Origin of the sequence: Micromonospora chalcea (assembly GCF_002926165.1) — a bacterium.
Taxonomy (GTDB): Bacteria; Actinomycetota; Actinomycetes; order Mycobacteriales; family Micromonosporaceae; genus Micromonospora; species Micromonospora chalcea.
The window spans coordinates 91,573-107,129 of record NZ_MAGP01000093.1 but is presented as its reverse complement, the minus strand read 5'-3'; the positions used below and the strand labels follow the sequence as shown (position 1 = coordinate 107,129).

Genomic DNA, 15,557 nt, shown 5'->3' with positions numbered 1-15,557 from the left:
GGCCGACCACTCAGAGGTGCAGGACTTGCGCCAGCTACGTCGGGAGAACGTCGAACCTAGAAGGCCACGTTGGACGACGCCTCGATCAGCGGGGACCAGGCCCGCTAAAGGACCCCGCCGAAGAGCCCCGCCCGGTAGAACAGTCTATATCGATCCGCGCGGTTCAGTCGATGCGACGTCCAGGTGCACCCTCTCCCTCGAACGTCCCCTCCTGCGTCGGCAGGCCCCGGCTGTTCCCCGCTAGCACTAGGGTGGTCGCATGAGCGGGTCCACCCTTGACGCCAACCTCGCAGTCGGCCTCGAAAAGTCCGTCGTGGACGCCCTCGATCAGTGGCAGGCAGAGACCGGCAACGTCATCCAGTACGAGCGGTGGCTGACCGGAGGCAACACGGCCGCTCCCGTGGCGGTCGTCGTCGTCACCGGCCCAGGCGGGCCGGCCAAGGTAGTCCTCAAGGCTTGCCCGCCCGAACGAACGACGTCACGGGAGCCGCGGCTGCACACCCAAGCGCTCGCCGACTCCCCGCCGGAATTCGCCGAGCGGCACCTGGTGCAACAGCCCTTCGAAACCGTCGAGAGCAACACCAAGTGGCGGGTCCTGTTCCAAGCTGTCGCTGGCGACTCGCTGCGCCGGGTCGCGCCTCTGTCGAGCATCATCCGCGATAGCCGTCTGGCCGACATGACCGGGCACATCGTCTCGCGGCTACTCAAAGGGTGGAATCCCGCACCCGAGGTCCGCAAGACGACGCCGTACGAGGTTCTTCGCTCGGACCTCGGGACGAAGGCCGACAAGAAGGGTCCGCTGACCCGATTCAACCAGGCCCGCAAGCTAGAGGCTGCGCCGTGGATCCGCTTTCCCACCCACCTCGCAACCGCGGTGCCGAACGCTCTGTCCTGGATCGAGGACCCAGCCCTCTGGCCGAGTGATGCCCCGTTCTTCGGGCTCTTCGGACGAGCCCACGGCGACCTTCACCCGGGTAACCTACTGCTTCACGTGAGCCCAAACCCATCGCCCGAGGGTTTCCGCCTGATCGACCTGTCGAGCTACGAGGCCTCGGCCTCGCTGGCCAAGGACCTCCTGTATCTGGCACTGGCCGTCGTCACCGAATACCTCGACGACACACCCGCCCGGCGCGAAGAGCTCTTCGACATCCTTCTGAACGACGCCGACGGGGTGTCGTCCGACCTCAAGTCGCCGCGGGACGCTGTGCGTGGGATCCGCCAAGCCGCAAAGGAATGGCAGATCGGCGCGGCGCCCGGCATGGACGACGACTGGGACGACCAGCTCCAGCTCGCTCTGGTGGGCGCGGCTCTGCAGGGTGTCGGCCGAGTCAAGGCGACCGAGACGCTACGCCTCTGGTACTTCGAGCTCGGCTGCCGGGCCCTCGGCCAATACCTCCGCCGACAGGGAACCGTCGAGTTCCCGCCAGACCCGGGAACGGTTCCGGTGTGCGGCCCTCAACTCGACGAGGAGGTACGCAAGGGGATCGACCGGCTGCTCGGGACTTCGGGCATCCTCAACGACAAGCGTTCGGTGATCGCTCTCCTCGCTCCCGGAGTCAGCAGCCCGCGGATAGGGGAACTGCCCTGGACCGCCGTCATGTCCTTCGACCCGGACATCGACACCACCGGGCCGCTGGCGTCGGCGCGGCAGCAAGGCAACAGACTGCACCGCCTCGTGACCAGCGAGCAGAATCCCGAGTTCCGACACGGATCGACCACGTGGCTCGTCTTCGGCGAATATGCCGAGGCGATGAACACCACGGGCGGGACGAACCATCGCCTATGGCGCCGGCACAACCGGCCCTTGATCACCGAGTCGGTCAGCGGGCTCGCCCGGTTCAGCTCCCGGCCGATCGCCCTGGTGGTTCTGGGGGACCCAGACAAGCGCGTGGGCGACATCGTGCAGGCCTTCGACGATCGGTTCGGCGATCGATCGACCACGGTCCTGGTCAGCGCGACACCCAGCGACATCGACGACTACGTCGACGAGCACATCGCGATCGAGCCTGGAAAACTACTCGACAATCTTCCCGCCCTTGAGGACCGTGACGTCCCCCCCTCGACGATTCCCGGCCTGGACGGGCCGGTAGTTCTCGACGCCGAGGACGCCCAGTGGTTCCGCGAGTTCGCCGACCTGCTCGACTCGTCGTCGGGCACCACGGCCGGCAACACCGAGAACACCGGCGGGGGCTTCCTACAGGGCCGCCCGGTGACGTGGTTCGAGCTCAGCCTAGGGCTGGACGTACGGCCGGGAATCGCCGACGACCTCGAGCAGGCGGTCCGCATTGACCTCTCCGGCCGGGACACGCGCCGAATCGCGCTCATGCATTACCCCGGCGCCGGCGGAACTACCCTGGGCCGTCGACTCGCCTGGGACCTGCACAGCGAGTTCCCGACCATCTATTGCACCGGCACCCACGATGACTACGGACTCGCCGAACGAGTCAGCCGCCTCAGTCAGCTGAGCGGACTGCCGGTGCTAGTCGTCCTCGAGAACACGACCGATGCCGTCACGGAAGGCGTCTACAACCGGCTGCGCGGAGACTCGGTCCCGGCGGTCGTCGTCGTGGTTGGTCGACGGTTCGAAAAGCCGCGGGAAGCCGGACCCAGAAGCTTCTACCTGGGCCCAGCCGCCACCCGTGCCGAGCTCTCGAGCCTGGTGAGCCGGTATGTCGAATATGCACCCCAGCGCGCCCACGATTTGCAGGCGATCCAGCCCGGCCTCAAGACGGCCGTTCCCTTCTACCTGGGCCTGGTGGCTTTCGAGAAGAATTTCCACGGGCTCGTCGAGCACGTCCGGCGCTCACTGGCCGGGGTCTCGGACACCGAACGCGCGGTGTTCGTCCTCATCGCCGTAGCCCATCGCTATGCCGGCATCAGCGTGGCGTCGGACCTGTTCGCGGACATCCTGGAGGCCGACGACGATCAGGCCGTCATCCTGGAACAGCACCTCAGTCATCCGGCGCAGAGCTTGCTCGCGGAGGAGACGCCAGGATATTGGCGCACCGTCCACTGGTTGATCGCCGAGGAGTCGCTCCGGCAGCTGCTCACACCGCCGGGAGCCGCGGCGGAGGCCTGGCGTCTGTCCTTGTCGAGTGTAGCGTCGAACGTCATCGAACAGGCGAGCAGCGTCTTCGGGGAGGAGCCACCCGACGACATCCGCGATCTCTTGGACCGGCTGTTCATCAACCGCGAAAACAGGGAACTCCTCGGTGGTGAGCGACAGCGTTCGTTCTCAGAGTTCCTCGAGGACATCCCCTCCCAGGAGGGTCGCCTCGAGGTGATGCGCCAACTGGCCGAGCATTTCCCCGACGAGGCCCACTACTGGGCGCACTACGGCCGTCTGCTGAGCTACGCCGGCGACTCCGACGGGGCCCTGCAGGCGGCGAAACGGGCGCTCGACATCAACGACGCCGACACGGTCCTCTTCCACATTCGAGGAATGATCTATACCCGGTGCCTGCGGGACCAGGCAAAGAAGAAGGACGAGGCCGAGCTCCTCCGGCTGACGGAGCTCGCGCTCAGCGACTTCGACGCTGCCGCGAAACTCGACGACAAGTCCGAATACCCGCACGTCGCGACCGTCTCCGTGGCCGTCACGGCGATCGACATGGCCCGCGATCGCGCCCGCAGCGCCTCCTTCAGTGAGTTCCTCTCCCGGCCCGGTTCGTCGGTCTACCGCGGGCTGGTGGAGCGGGCCGAAAGAGCGATGGACTCCGTACAGGAGATCCGGGGCCCCGATCCCATGTCCGCCCGAGCTCAAACCGTCTACGTCCAACTCCAGCAGCTGTACGACGACTACGCCGCCCTCCTCCAGGGATGGCGCAACCTGCTCGACCGACCAGACGTGCTCAAGTCGCCGATTCGGCGCCGACTGGCCCGCGTCTACGTCCGCCGAGCCGGCGACTGGAAGAACCTGGACCGCGACGACCGACGACGTGTGCTGGCCCTGCTCGAGGAGAACCTCCGCGACGATCCGTCCGACGAGACGAGCCTGCGGGACTGGTTGCGGGCCGCCCGCAGCGGTGCCACCACCCTGGACCGGGCCAGCGAGCTGGTGTCGAACTGGGCTGTGCAGCGGGTTTCCCGCGAGGCGTATCTGTACGACTACATCATCGCGGTCCTCCAAGTGATCAACGGGCGGAGGAGCCAGTCGCGGGAGGCCCAGCGGAAGATCGACCGGTGCCGAGATTTGTCCCTGTCGTTCGGCAACCGCAAATTCAGCTACGAATGGCTGGGTAAGGGCGACGGACTCAGCCAGTTGGTCCTTTACTCAGAGGTGCCGTCGACCTGGAACCGGGAGCGCAGCGACGAGATCCCCGCCACCCTGCGTGTCATGCCGGCCAAGGTGTCGACAATTAGATCGCCCCAGGCCGGCAGCCTGCGCCTCGACGACACGGACCTGGAGGCCTTCTTCGTCCCCGCACGGGCTGGGGTGCTCCGGGGCCGGCACGAGAACGCGCGGGTACACGCGGTGCTCGGTTTCTCGTACGACGGTATCCGTGCGTGGTCGGTGACCCTGCGCAGTTGACAGTCGGCGCTACCCCAGGCCGTTGAGAATGAAATCCCGTACCCAACGCCTTCGACAAGGTTCTCGCGGAGCCCGAGGCCCCAGACGCGGGTGGCTCGGCTCGACAGCGCGAAGGAAGCATGTACTGGCTACCGCAACTGTGAGGTAATCACGGAGGCAGCCCTCGTGGGGAAGCCGCCCACGCCTGAACAGCACTCCCCACCACTACGGAGTTGCACGCGCACCGAAGGACGCACCGGCTCATCGCATCACTGGCAGTCGCGCCGTGGGGGTTGGTGTCGGAGGATCGACACGAACCGATGCCCATCACGGGTTGCACCTTGTCGGCACCATTCCGCTCGGCTGACAGAAACCTACCTAGATTGGTTGGCCCCGGGGCTCTCAACCGGGCCAATCTGGTACTGCGGCGCAGGCTGGAGATGAGTGACGCACGCACTAGGGCGTCCTAGGACACCGGCTTAACGATAGTTAGGCTTCTCCCATAGGAGACAAGCGGACATGGCCGTGGTCATCGGGGTGTGGGTGGTGGCCTGGGGCAGGATTGCCGCAGCCGCTGTCAGCACGAGCGCCACCAGGATCCGACGAGTCTTCATCGTAATGACGCCGGTTTGATGGACGGGTGCTGTTGCACGAAGCGCGGTTGATCATCCAACACCAAGGCCGGGTGGGGCAAGGTCCCGCTCCCGCATGCCATGCGCGCCTCCGTGAGATCAGGGGCAGGGATCACGACACCCCTCCGCCGCCATTCGCCTGCGCACGTAGCCGGGCGCCCCGCATCGACCTCCACATGCGAGGATCAGACCATGGCACTGATCTCCGCCGATGCTCTGGCCGGGTATCTTCTCGAAGAGGCGATCGCCTTCCTACTTAGCTCAAACGGATACCGGCTCCTGCAGGACTCGGACGCTGATGAACAAGCCCTGCGTCAAGCGGGACACGGTCTGCTCGTTCGCGGCCGAGGCGCTGATCACCAGGCTGACGTCTTGGGCGATCTGCTAATGCCGACACCGTTCTCCCTACCTGTTCGGCTTTTCGTCGAGGCGAAGAATCGCGGATCGAAAGTCGGCCTAGCGGAGGTGCGCAACGCACACGGCGTCATCGATGACGTGAACCAGCAGTACTCGACGGCGCTATCGACGACGTACCGGCAACCGTTACGCCGGTATCAGTACCGCTACGCGTTGTTCTCGGCGGCTGGCTTCAAGAAGGAAGCACAAAGCTACGCGCTCGCTCAACAGATCTCACTTGTCGACCTATCGGGCCCGGCGTTCGAACCCCTCATTGAGACGGTAGAAAGGGCCGCGACGCTGGTCCTAGCCGAAGCAGCGGACGCAAATCTGGCGACTTTTCCTGTCCGGCAAGTACGGCTGGCACTTCGAAATGCATTTAGCAACGCTGGCGCCGAAATCACCGCGACTGAAGTTTCCTCTGAAGGTACGCACGGCGGCCTGCCTGCGGATATCTTAACGTCCTGGGCGGCCCGGGTGACTGCGGAGCTACAGGACTCGGCTAGTGGCGAAGGGCTCATCCTGGGCTTCCCCGCGGCGCCGTTCATCCTGGCCATGCATCCCGATAGCATGGAGGACTTCGAGGCTTTCATCGCAGCGCACGGCGCTTACGTCCCAGTCGACATTCGTTTCGGGCGAGAAGGGGCTCGTGGGGATTGGATCATTACCCCCACGGAAGATCCTGAAGCTTTCCGGCTATCGTTCGGCCTCCCCGGCGCCCTCGAGGCCTGGTTGTTGTCCGTGCCCGAACAGGAACGGCGACGTGCGGCCGACGCAAAGCGAACCTTGTTGCCGACGATCAGCCTCTTCTTGGAAGACCGCTTGGTTCAGTTGCGGTATCAGCCGGTGAGAACACCTCCCCGACTTCCCTCGGAGGAGGAGCAGGTTGAAGGCGACGCGGGAACTGACGCAGCGGATACGTCGTTCCTGCGGCGCAGCCTGCCTGCTCGGCCTCGACAGCGCAGACGTCCCGAGCCACGGATCGTGATTGAAGATCAGGCTGAGCGAAGGCCTCGCGACATTCGAGGCTGGTCGGTACCGACAGCCAAGAGCCTGATGACCGTGCTCGACGGCTCCTACCCGACGCAAGCCGCTCTGATCCGTGCCGCGGCACGCCGGCACGGTCGGCTGGAGCGGGATCAGGTGTACACGATCGCCAATTTTCCACCGGATCGGACACTCCGCGGACTAACACGTCCCACCAATAGGATCACAGCGTCTCTCATGGAGCAAGGTCGCCTTCCCGAGGAAGTGGAGTACCCGTTCCAGACGGGCTACGACCACGGGGTTCAGGCGACCCATTTCACCGTGCCGCTAGACCTCGTGGCAGCACTCCGAGCACTTGGGCCACCACGAGGCATCTAACAAGAGCCGTCTGCGAACGGCTGAGCGATAGAGGGGGCTACAGACCGCCCGCATTCTGCCTACCGTCCAAGGAGCGGTACTGGGCGGCCGGCGCCCTCAAAACAGTAGGAGCGCGTCGAACTGCGGCCCCTTCTTGCTGGCGATGACGCTCGGCCTGCCGACCCTCAGGCCACGGCACCCTCCGCAGCCCTGCCGCTTGATTCGGGCTGAGACCGTCGTCTCCCACTCCTTCGACCCACAGCAGGGGCAGTGCCACCGGCAGCGGTTGTGGGATCCCGGACGCAGCCGGTCAGGCCCACGGCCAGGGTTGTCCAGGTTCTCCAGGAAAGTGCCCGCGACCTCGGGATGCAGATCGGCCAGGGATCCACCGGGTGGAGGCTGCCGGCGGGCCGCGCTACGCCGGCGAATGCCGCACGGTTGGCAACCACGCCCAGATGTACGGTTGACGACCGGGGCCACCCACTCGTTCGCACAGTCCGGGCATCGCCAGAGCACCCGGATGGACGACCCGCGAGCCAGATCGAGCAGCTCGATGTCCCGGGCCTTATCGACGTCAAGGATGCGCACGGCCTGGCTGAGCAGCTCGGGAGCCACGTCGCGAACCCGGAGCCCGGGTCGACTCAGACGAGCTTGGTAGGAGCGTTCCCGCCGGGAGCACGACGGGCAGCCGGTTTTGCGCTGGGCCCGGCTAACTACTCGGGTGCGCCATACGTGTCGGCAGGTTCCGCACTGCCAGACGCACCGGTCTGCGGAGCCCGGAACGAGCCACTGCGCGCCCATCTCCGGACGCGTTAGGTTCTCCACCAGTTCGCCCGCCAGCTCGGGGAACAAGAACGCCAGGCTATCGCCGGGTGGTGTGTTCTGGAACGCCTTCCACTCCTCGCGCGCCGCAGCGAGGCATGCGGCGATCCGGCCGGCGGACAGGGGCGGGCACGGCATGGACTGCGACCGCAGCCACTCCGCGAGGACCAGGTACCACTCCGTCGCATCCTTGGTGCCCGCCACCACGGTCTCCCCCGGAACCGGCGGCGTGCCGGGCTGCCGGACCCGCACATAGCGCACGCCCAGCTTGGCCATCACCTCCGATTTGCGCAGATCCCGGGCGTGAGCGGTTTTGTCGGAGTGCCACTGGGCCGGGTCGAGGTCGATGTAGATCTCGGCCGAGGGCAGAAAGAGGTCAAGCCGCTCCGCCGAGCGACGGCCGCCGTCGAGGCGAACGTCGACTTCCACTTCGTCGCCGGTCGCGGCCGCCAGCAGGTGGGCGAGCTCCAGTTCGAGGAGGCTACGGCCTCGGCGGCGGCACCGGCCGCAGCCGTAGTCCGGTGATTTCGCGCGATCGCGTACGTGCGCCTCGAAGAGTGCACCGCATCGGCAGCGCCAGGAGCAGAGGGCGCCGGCGCGTGGGTACAGCGTCGCCGGTCCATGCCCGGGCCAGGAGATGTTCGCCACGAAGGACGAGGCGACCTCCGGCATCAGCGTGGCCAGTGACTTCTTTTCGGGGGCGACACGGCTGGCGACGCCACGAGCCAGGTACGCGCAGGCGGCACAGAGCAGGCGGGTCGCGTGAGTGGCGACCGAGCGTTCGAAGTGCCGAGAACACTCTGGGCAGCGCCAGACGCAGATGTCGCTGGTCCCCGCAGTGAAGCTCTGCGGATCCCGGCCAGGATGGGACTTGTTGGCGACGAATGTGGCGGTCTGCTCCGGATGCGTCCTGCTGAATGGAGCCGCTTCGCCGGGGTCGCGCTGCAGCTCACGCGCCCGTCGGCGCCCGCAGGGCGGGCAGCCGCGGCCGGCGGTTCGGTTCGTCACGGTAGAGACCCACTCGTGCGCACAGTCGTCGCAGCGCCATAAGCATCGGTCAACTGAGTTCGGACGGAGGAGGGCGGGTCCCCGCTCGGGACGACGCTGGTTGGCGACGAACTGGGCCGCGATTTCTGGGTACAGGTCAGCGAGCGATCGGCCAGGCTGCGGCGCGCCGCCCATCAACTTGGCGCATCGAGGGCAGGGCCGACCGGCGCCGACCACGTTCAATACGGTCTGCTCCCACTCATGTTTACAGGCGCTGCACCGCCATCGGCACCGGTCGGTCGCGGATTTCGGCATGGAGTCGGGGGTACGGTGCGGATTGGTGAGGTTGCCGACGAACATCGCGGCGACCGTGGGGTGGGTAGTGCGCAGTGGCGCTGTGGTTGACGGCCGACGTTTCGCGGCGCGGCATCGTGGGCAGACGCTTCCGGCGACTCGGAGCCGGACTCTCGTATGCCAGGTGTTGCCGCAAGTGCAGCGCCACCAGGCCACCTTGTCGGAGCGAACACTCACCTCGGCCACGGGTGCCTGCTCGGCTGGATCCTCCCAGCGCAGGAAAAACTTGACGACCTCCGGGCACGCATCGCCGACCCGGTTGGCCACCCGCCGTGAGTTGGCGGCGGACCGGCGCTTGCTCGCGCACGGCTTGCAACCGCCTCCCCCAGACCCGGTCCGCCGCGAGATCGGCGCTACCCAGGAGTGGCCGCAGGCGGAGCAGCGCCATCGCACCTCGGCCGAGGACTGGGCGCTAATCGTCCCCGGTGTGGCAGTGGGGTAGGTCAGGCATTCCAGCCACTCCTCGGCCAGCTCCGGCATGACTTCCGCCAGGCTACGGCCCGGCTCCGGCGTCTCGGCCTTTCGTCGCAGACGGCTCCGGCAAGTCTTACAGCCGGCTGCCGCTCGCACCCGCACCGCGGCGGCCTGCCACCACTCAAGCCCACAGGTCGCGCATCTCCACCGGGCCTTGCGGTTCGAGCCCCGGGGTAGGTCGCCCAAAGCCCTAGTCCAGCCCTCGACCTCAAGCAACTCTGGCAGGAGTTCCGGATGAGCGCTCGCCACCGTCTCCCTGGGTTTGGCAACCACGCCCGCATCCTGGCAGCCGAGTACGACATCATCCGGGATGCACAGCGGCTGAGCGCCCCCGCTGCCGCAGCCTCGCCGGTGTGCTTCCAGGCGTACCTGGCACTGCAGTCGGGCCCTACGCCGGTTCCCCGGCTAAGTTCTGCGCAGGGCTGTCTCGGGTGAAGGCCCGGAGCGGCTTCGTTTCGCCCGCCGTCCGCGCCAACCTTGCCCGGAATCCTGAGTCGCTGACCGGTCTTGTCGGTGTGTGAAAGGCGGGCGGCGAGTTCATCGGACCTGACAGCCGAGATCTGGGCGGTGCATGTCATCCACGGTATGCCCGCCGGGTGGGGACCCTTTAACCGGCGAGGCCATCGGTCCGGTATGGCTGGCGCGCCGTACTGGCATCGCAGCCCTTCGCCACGCGCAAGGGAGGAGCGCCCCCACCGGATTTCACGGTCCTTCGTCCGGTCCCCACCGCGGCGGCCCACCGCGTCGCTGAACTCGGCAGGCATGTCAAAGATGTTGCGTCCGCACCGCCGAGCCCGTGGCCAAGGGATCAGGGTGAAATCGAAACACCGGCTCGGTCACGAGCCCATCATGCCAACTGTTGGTGAGTGTTTCTGGTCCTCGGTGGCTTGCTGCCGCTACCCGGCCCAGGGCGGGCGGCGACCGCCGGGCGGCGCTCCGAAACGTCCCGCGGCTCTGCTTCGGTGGAGTTCGCCTCTCCACTCTGCGGCGGACGCGGAGGCATATCTGGTCGGGTAGTTTACGCAGGTGGGTGGCTATTCAAGACAGCCTGAAGGGCGGCCCTTGCAGTGGCTTCCTGCTCGATCGCGTAGCCCCGGTGCAGGCAGCGTTGCGCGAAGGCGCCGACCTGATCGGGGCGTTGTGCGAGCTGCTGCAGATGGCTGCGGCTGCGGGTGTTGAAGGGCCGGCCTTCGTCGTGCGGCACGGTACCGACGTCCACGACGCGGATGGTGGTGTCTGGCGGCAGCCTGTCGTGAAGGCGGGCGGTGATGCGGACGCCGCCGAGGTCGGCGTCCGCGCAAATGACGACCGCTGAGGTTTGCTCCGCTGCCTGGACGATCATCGACACGACGGCTTCGGGCGGCTGGCCGTGGCACCAGACGACCGGCAGGTCGGCCCGGGTGTCACAGACTGTTTCGGCCGCCTGCCGGTTTTCCACGACCAGCAGGACATCGCCCGGCCCGGTGACGGTCAGCCGCGGCAGCATGTGGGGGCTCAGCCGGATGTCATGGGGCCCGGGCATCGCCGACAGGTCGAGTACGGAGCCGTTGGTCGGGTGCAGCAGGATCGGGCCGCCGAGCCCGATGTACGGGCTGCGGGCCACGCCGAGTGCGATGAGTGTCTCGTGGTCGAAGCCCATCGCGGCGAGCAGGTGATGTACATCGTCGCGGGCTTTCGTGTCATTGGCGTGACTCTGCACGAATGCGCGGAGGGAATCGTGAGTTCGGCCCTCGGCCAGGTCGGCGACTGCGCGCAGCGCCCACAGCAGCCGATCGGGGTGTTCGGTGCTGCGTAGTGCCCGGCTGGCGTCCGGCCAGTCGTCGGCGATCTCCGACGCGATCTGCTCCGCCCTGGCGCGAAGGGTGCTGGTGTCATCGCGACGGCGGCTTCGGCGTTGCTGTTCGGCTGCAGTGAGGTCGGGGTGCGGGTACACCCGACGTGGCGGCTGGGCCAGGGCGTTGCCATTTAGGGTGTAGCCGATCGTCACACAGCCAGCTGCGGCGAGCTCCAGCACGATACGCAGCGCGTCGGCGCCGAACCTGCTGTTGACACCGGCCCAGCTGTGCTCGCTGCGAACGACCCAGCTCCAGTCGCCGTCGCTGAGAAGCCCGTCCGGGCGTCGGGGAGCCTCGCTCGGTTCTGCGGTGCGGAGCCGGGCTGAGCGCGGTCGCGGTCGGCCTCGGCTGTCGCGGGGGTAGCGGCCACTGGGCGGCAGTGGCGCGTAGGCGACCAGGCCCGGATAGTCGCGGATCCAGCTTAGGGTGATCTCAGGATCCGGTTTTCCGGGGATGGTGCCGTCGGTGTCGGTCATGTCTGCGGCTCCGGCCGGAACGAGGTCATCCAGTCGGAGAGCAGTTGCACCCGGGCGGTGTCGGCTTCGCTGCCGATGACGACCGGCGCCTGGTTGTACGGCATGACGTCGGATGGGCGGCGCAACTTGATGTAGAGGCTGGACGCGCCGATCGCGTACCTCTCCATGTCGTCCTGTAGGGCGCCGACGACGCTGATCGCCCGGTCGCGGCCGATGTTTTCGAACAGGGCGACGGCGTCGCGGCGGTGTGCCGCGCCGAGGTTGCGGCCCAGTTCGTCGAGGACAAGCAACAGCGGCCGGTCCTGGGCGCCGGCGAGGGCCGCCGCGCAGACGAGCTTCACTGCTTTGTCGTCCATTTGGGCGGTGTTGCCACGCAGGCGGTACGACGACGGAGGCTTGCCCTCACCGCGCCGCCACCGCGGGGTGATCGTCCACTGCCACGGTTTCTCAGGGTCGGCGGGGGCCTCCGGTTCCGGAAAGTCGAGGTTGCCGCCGTAACCGCCGTAGGTCTGGTCGAGCCGGTCGAACTCGTCGGATACCTGCCGCAGCTTCGCCTTGATCGCTTTGGCGGTGGTCGACCGCAACGCTTCCGACGTTCGCCGAGCCTCGTCGAGCGCGGCCTTCGCTCCAGTCAGCGTGATCGTCTTCGCCTGCCGCTCCTGCTGGATCTGGGAGGCATTCTCCCGGTCGACACGCTCGTGATCGGTCAGGAAGTTCCCGACGATCCGCAACACGTCGGGGATCAGCCGCACGTACGCTGCGCTACGCCGGTCAGCGCGCTGCTCGTCGACGACGCGCAGTTCCTCCGGCCGGTTCTGTTCCGGATCCCCGAGCGGGAAACACGCAGCGCGGACCTCGTTGGCCAGTCCCGCGCACAGCTCATCCCACTCCCCTGGCGGCCGTATCGCCTCATTCTCGTCGAGCGCAAGCAGGTACTGCTCGGCGGTCTCCACGGTTCCGGTCCACTGCGCCTGCAGGCGAGGCAGATCAAGGTCTTTACGCAGCTGTAGCAGGGCTCGCCATTGGTCGCGGTTCTCTCCGAGTTCCTTCCTCAAATTGTTCAGGGTGCGGTTCGCCGTCTCAATCTGCTGGGCTCGGGCGGCCCTCTCACCGAGAGCGGCCTCGTAGCCGATCTTGGCTTGCCGTAACGGCCCATCGAGTTCGTTCAGCTCACGTTCAATGGCAGAGTTGCGATCGCGAAGCTTCGTCACCTTGTCGCGGACCGCTGTGGCCTCGGCCTCGGCTTTCGCGCCGCGCAGATGTGCGTCGGCGCGGCCCTTGATCCGCTTTGCCTCGCGGATCCCCTCGTCGGCCTCGGTATCCTCGCCGGCGGCTTCCTCCACCTGGTCCTGAGCGGCTCGGATCCGGCCGGCACGACCGGTCAGTGCTTCCGGGAGTCCGGCGATCCCGTGCACACCGGCCACGGGATCGATGTGTCCGTCAGCACCGGCTCGCTCTGCCAACGCCGCAAGGAACCGGGCCACCGGTAGGTTGGGGTCCGCAGCGGCAGGCAGGCCCGTCCCGGGCATGTGATCGCTCGGGTCTGCTTCGACCAGCAGACTGCCTGGCAGCGCGGCCAGCAGCAGGACGGCATCCCCAACTTGGTGATGGGCGACGGCGACGGCATGCCGATAGGGCAGCAGCCGAGCTTCCCACGCAGGCCGCTGCTGCTCGGTCAAGGAGATCGTGTCGACCAGCGGCGCCGCGGTGATGCCGTTCGCCCGTAGTAGCCGGACCTGGGCGACCGCGACATCCTCGCCCCTCTCGGCCGCCGACAGCGCCGCCTTGGCGACCCGCAGTGCGTGCTCGGTTCGGCCTTTGACCCGCTCCGCAGCCTGGCTCAACTTTTCGGCCTCGGAGATCTCCTCCTCGGCCTGTTCGACGGTGCGCCCATCCGCTGAGGCCGCGTCGGTTCGAAGACCCCGTAGCTGTCCGCTGAGGGTTTCGATCGAGCCGACGTTCTGGTTCTGCTCGTCCTGCAGCGCGGTCTCGGCGGCCTTGAGATCCTCGTAGGCCTTGATCCGGGTGCGGCAGCTCTCGTCGAACGCCTTGTCGTCGGACAGCCGATCCACCTCCCCGCCGGCCGTCTCGATCTGCGCATCCAGTTCCTTGCGCCGGCGATCCTTCGCCTCGATGTCCACGGCGATCCGCTCGGATTCGTGGAAGCCGTCGACCAGATACCGGGCACAACGACCTCGCCAGCTGTCACGTGCCTCGGCCAGCAACGTCCGCGCCCGCTCCCGCGAGGCAATGCCATCCTCGACGACCTTCATCCGACCGTCCCACAGCTCATACTCGGCCTCGGCACGCTCGGCTTTCCCGGCCTGCTCATACTCCTCGGCCCGGGACTTCTGCTCCTGTTCGATTTCGGCGGTCAGGCCGGTCAGCGCACCGATGGCCTCGAAGATCCGCTCCGGGGTCAGTTCGTTGAGCGGCTGGGCGAGCAGGTTCGCGGTCGGGCTCGCCCGTACCGAGGTCGACAGGAAGGACACGCACCTGACCGTCGAGCCGTACAGGGTGCGGGCGAGCCGGTTGGCGCGGATGTCGGTGCGGCCGTTGCTGCGCGGCAGAGCGTCCCACAACCCGTCGGCGCCGCCGGCCCGCTCGTCCTCCGTGTCACCGAACGGCACGTGCAGCCGATGGGCCCACCGCAGCTCCACATGCGGGCTCTGCCGGTTGATCCGCAGCCACACTGTCAGCGCGGACGCGTTGAGTTCCTCCATGGTGGCGGCCTGCGGCGGCACGAACACGCCGATCAGGTAGCCGCGATCGGCGTTGGCGTGCATCGCCTCCTGACCGGCCAGCTCGGCGGTGAACAGCAACTCGGCCGCTGCCTGCGCCCCTGACTGCAGCCGCCACTGCTCATCGGCATGCAGCAGGCTCAGCCCGGCGATGAACGACGACTTGCCGGCACCGTTGGAGTCCGAGGGCCCCTGCCCCGCCACGGTGATCAGCCCACGGGCGGTGATCGGCACCGGGTGAGTCGACAGCCGCGAGATGTTGACCATCTGGATGCCGGCGAGGACGCGCGCTCCGACGATGTCCTCGACGACTCCGTCCGACAGCACGGCTATAGACGTCAACGCTGCCCTCCCACGCGGTTGTGCCGGCGTTCCCGGATCGCTGCGGCCAGCGGATGGTCGGGTGCCGCGGCGAGAATCAACTGGTCCTGCAACTGCTCGCGGGCGGCCGGCGTCAGCCGCGACAACTGTGGGCCGGGGACATAGCCGCTGTCGTGGTCGCCGCCGCGGACCGTTCGGACCAGCCCGCATGCGGTCAGTCGGCCCAGGGCCGCTCTGACCTCGCCGACCGGCACCTTGCTGTCACGGGTGAGGTCCTGCAACGTGGTTGGGTACGGGCTCTCCCAGGAGTCGGCGGCGATCTGCTCCTCGCTCCGCGGGATCGCCACTGAGTGGACCAGCACCAGGACCAGAACGGCCCGGTCGGCCAGTGACAGCGGCTGCCACCCGGTCTCGGTGAGCTCAGTCCGTACGGCGTCGTCGAACCCGGACGTGAAATGCAACTGGTCGACCGTCACCAGTGTCCGGCCGGTTCGGCGAAGTAGCGCCTCCAGCCGTTCACGGCTCGTCGCGTCGCGCAGTGCGGGCAGGAACTGCCGATGAACCGGACCACTGCCGTGCTCCAGCAGCGCGTACGCGGCTTCGACCAGCTCCCGCTGCCGATCGGGCAACGTCCCGAGCACCTCGTCGAAGATCGAATTCGGGCG

General features: G+C 67.3%; 6 protein-coding genes and 1 pseudogene. 2 read left to right on the top strand and 5 right to left on the bottom strand.

The genetic code is table 11. The annotated features are described in order from the left end of the window. Positions 1 to 259: 259 nt before the first annotated feature. Both BAW75_RS09490 and BAW75_RS09485 read left to right on the top strand, forming a co-directional pair. A complete protein-coding gene (locus BAW75_RS09490; protein WP_104113311.1) occupies positions 260 to 4,531 on the top strand; it encodes a tetratricopeptide repeat protein in 4,272 nt (1,423 codons plus the stop codon). 803 nt (positions 4,532 to 5,334) lie between these two features. After that, entirely contained in the window at positions 5,335 to 6,903 is a 1,569-nt protein-coding gene (locus BAW75_RS09485) for a PDDEXK family nuclease (RefSeq protein ID WP_167435548.1), read from the top strand. Positions 6,904 to 6,999: 96 nt separating this feature from the next. Here the strand turns inward: BAW75_RS09485 and BAW75_RS09480 are convergent, their stop codons facing one another. From BAW75_RS09480 to BAW75_RS09465, 5 genes and pseudogenes are all read right to left on the bottom strand, one after another. Continuing rightward, a complete protein-coding gene (locus tag BAW75_RS09480) occupies positions 7,000 to 9,051 on the bottom strand; it encodes a zinc-ribbon domain-containing protein (protein WP_244206058.1) in 2,052 nt (683 codons plus the stop codon). A 75-nt stretch (positions 9,052 to 9,126) separates the two neighbouring features. Then, positions 9,127 to 9,768 (bottom strand): annotated as a pseudogene (locus BAW75_RS33450) (zinc-ribbon domain-containing protein); the annotation flags it as partial. 769 nt (positions 9,769 to 10,537) lie between these two features. Further along, positions 10,538 to 11,830 (bottom strand): DUF2399 domain-containing protein, encoded by a 1,293-nt coding sequence (locus BAW75_RS09475; protein ID WP_104113308.1) that lies wholly within the window; start codon positions 11,828 to 11,830, stop codon positions 10,538 to 10,540. Continuing rightward, positions 11,827 to 14,898 (bottom strand): coiled-coil domain-containing protein, encoded by a 3,072-nt coding sequence (locus BAW75_RS09470; RefSeq protein WP_104113307.1) that lies wholly within the window; start codon positions 14,896 to 14,898, stop codon positions 11,827 to 11,829. Before BAW75_RS09470 ends, BAW75_RS09475 begins: the two co-directional genes overlap by 4 nt. Before the next feature lie 11 nt (positions 14,899 to 14,909). Then, entirely contained in the window at positions 14,910 to 15,533 is a 624-nt protein-coding gene (locus tag BAW75_RS09465) for a hypothetical protein (protein ID WP_244206057.1), read from the bottom strand. Between the last annotated feature and the right edge of the window lie 24 nt (positions 15,534 to 15,557).

What these genes read in the sequence shown, in the direction of transcription:
- BAW75_RS09490 (WP_104113311.1), top strand. Translation starts at nt 260, where the DNA reads ATGAGCGGGTCCACCCTTGACGCCAACCTCGCAGTCGGCCTCGAAAAG.
- BAW75_RS09485 (WP_167435548.1), top strand. Translation starts at nt 5,335, where the DNA reads ATGGCACTGATCTCCGCCGATGCTCTGGCCGGGTATCTTCTCGAAGAG.
- BAW75_RS09480 (WP_244206058.1), bottom strand. Translation starts at nt 9,051, where the DNA reads ATGTTCGTCGGCAACCTCACCAATCCGCACCGTACCCCCGACTCCATG.
- BAW75_RS09475 (WP_104113308.1), bottom strand. Translation starts at nt 11,830, where the DNA reads ATGACCGACACCGACGGCACCATCCCCGGAAAACCGGATCCTGAGATC.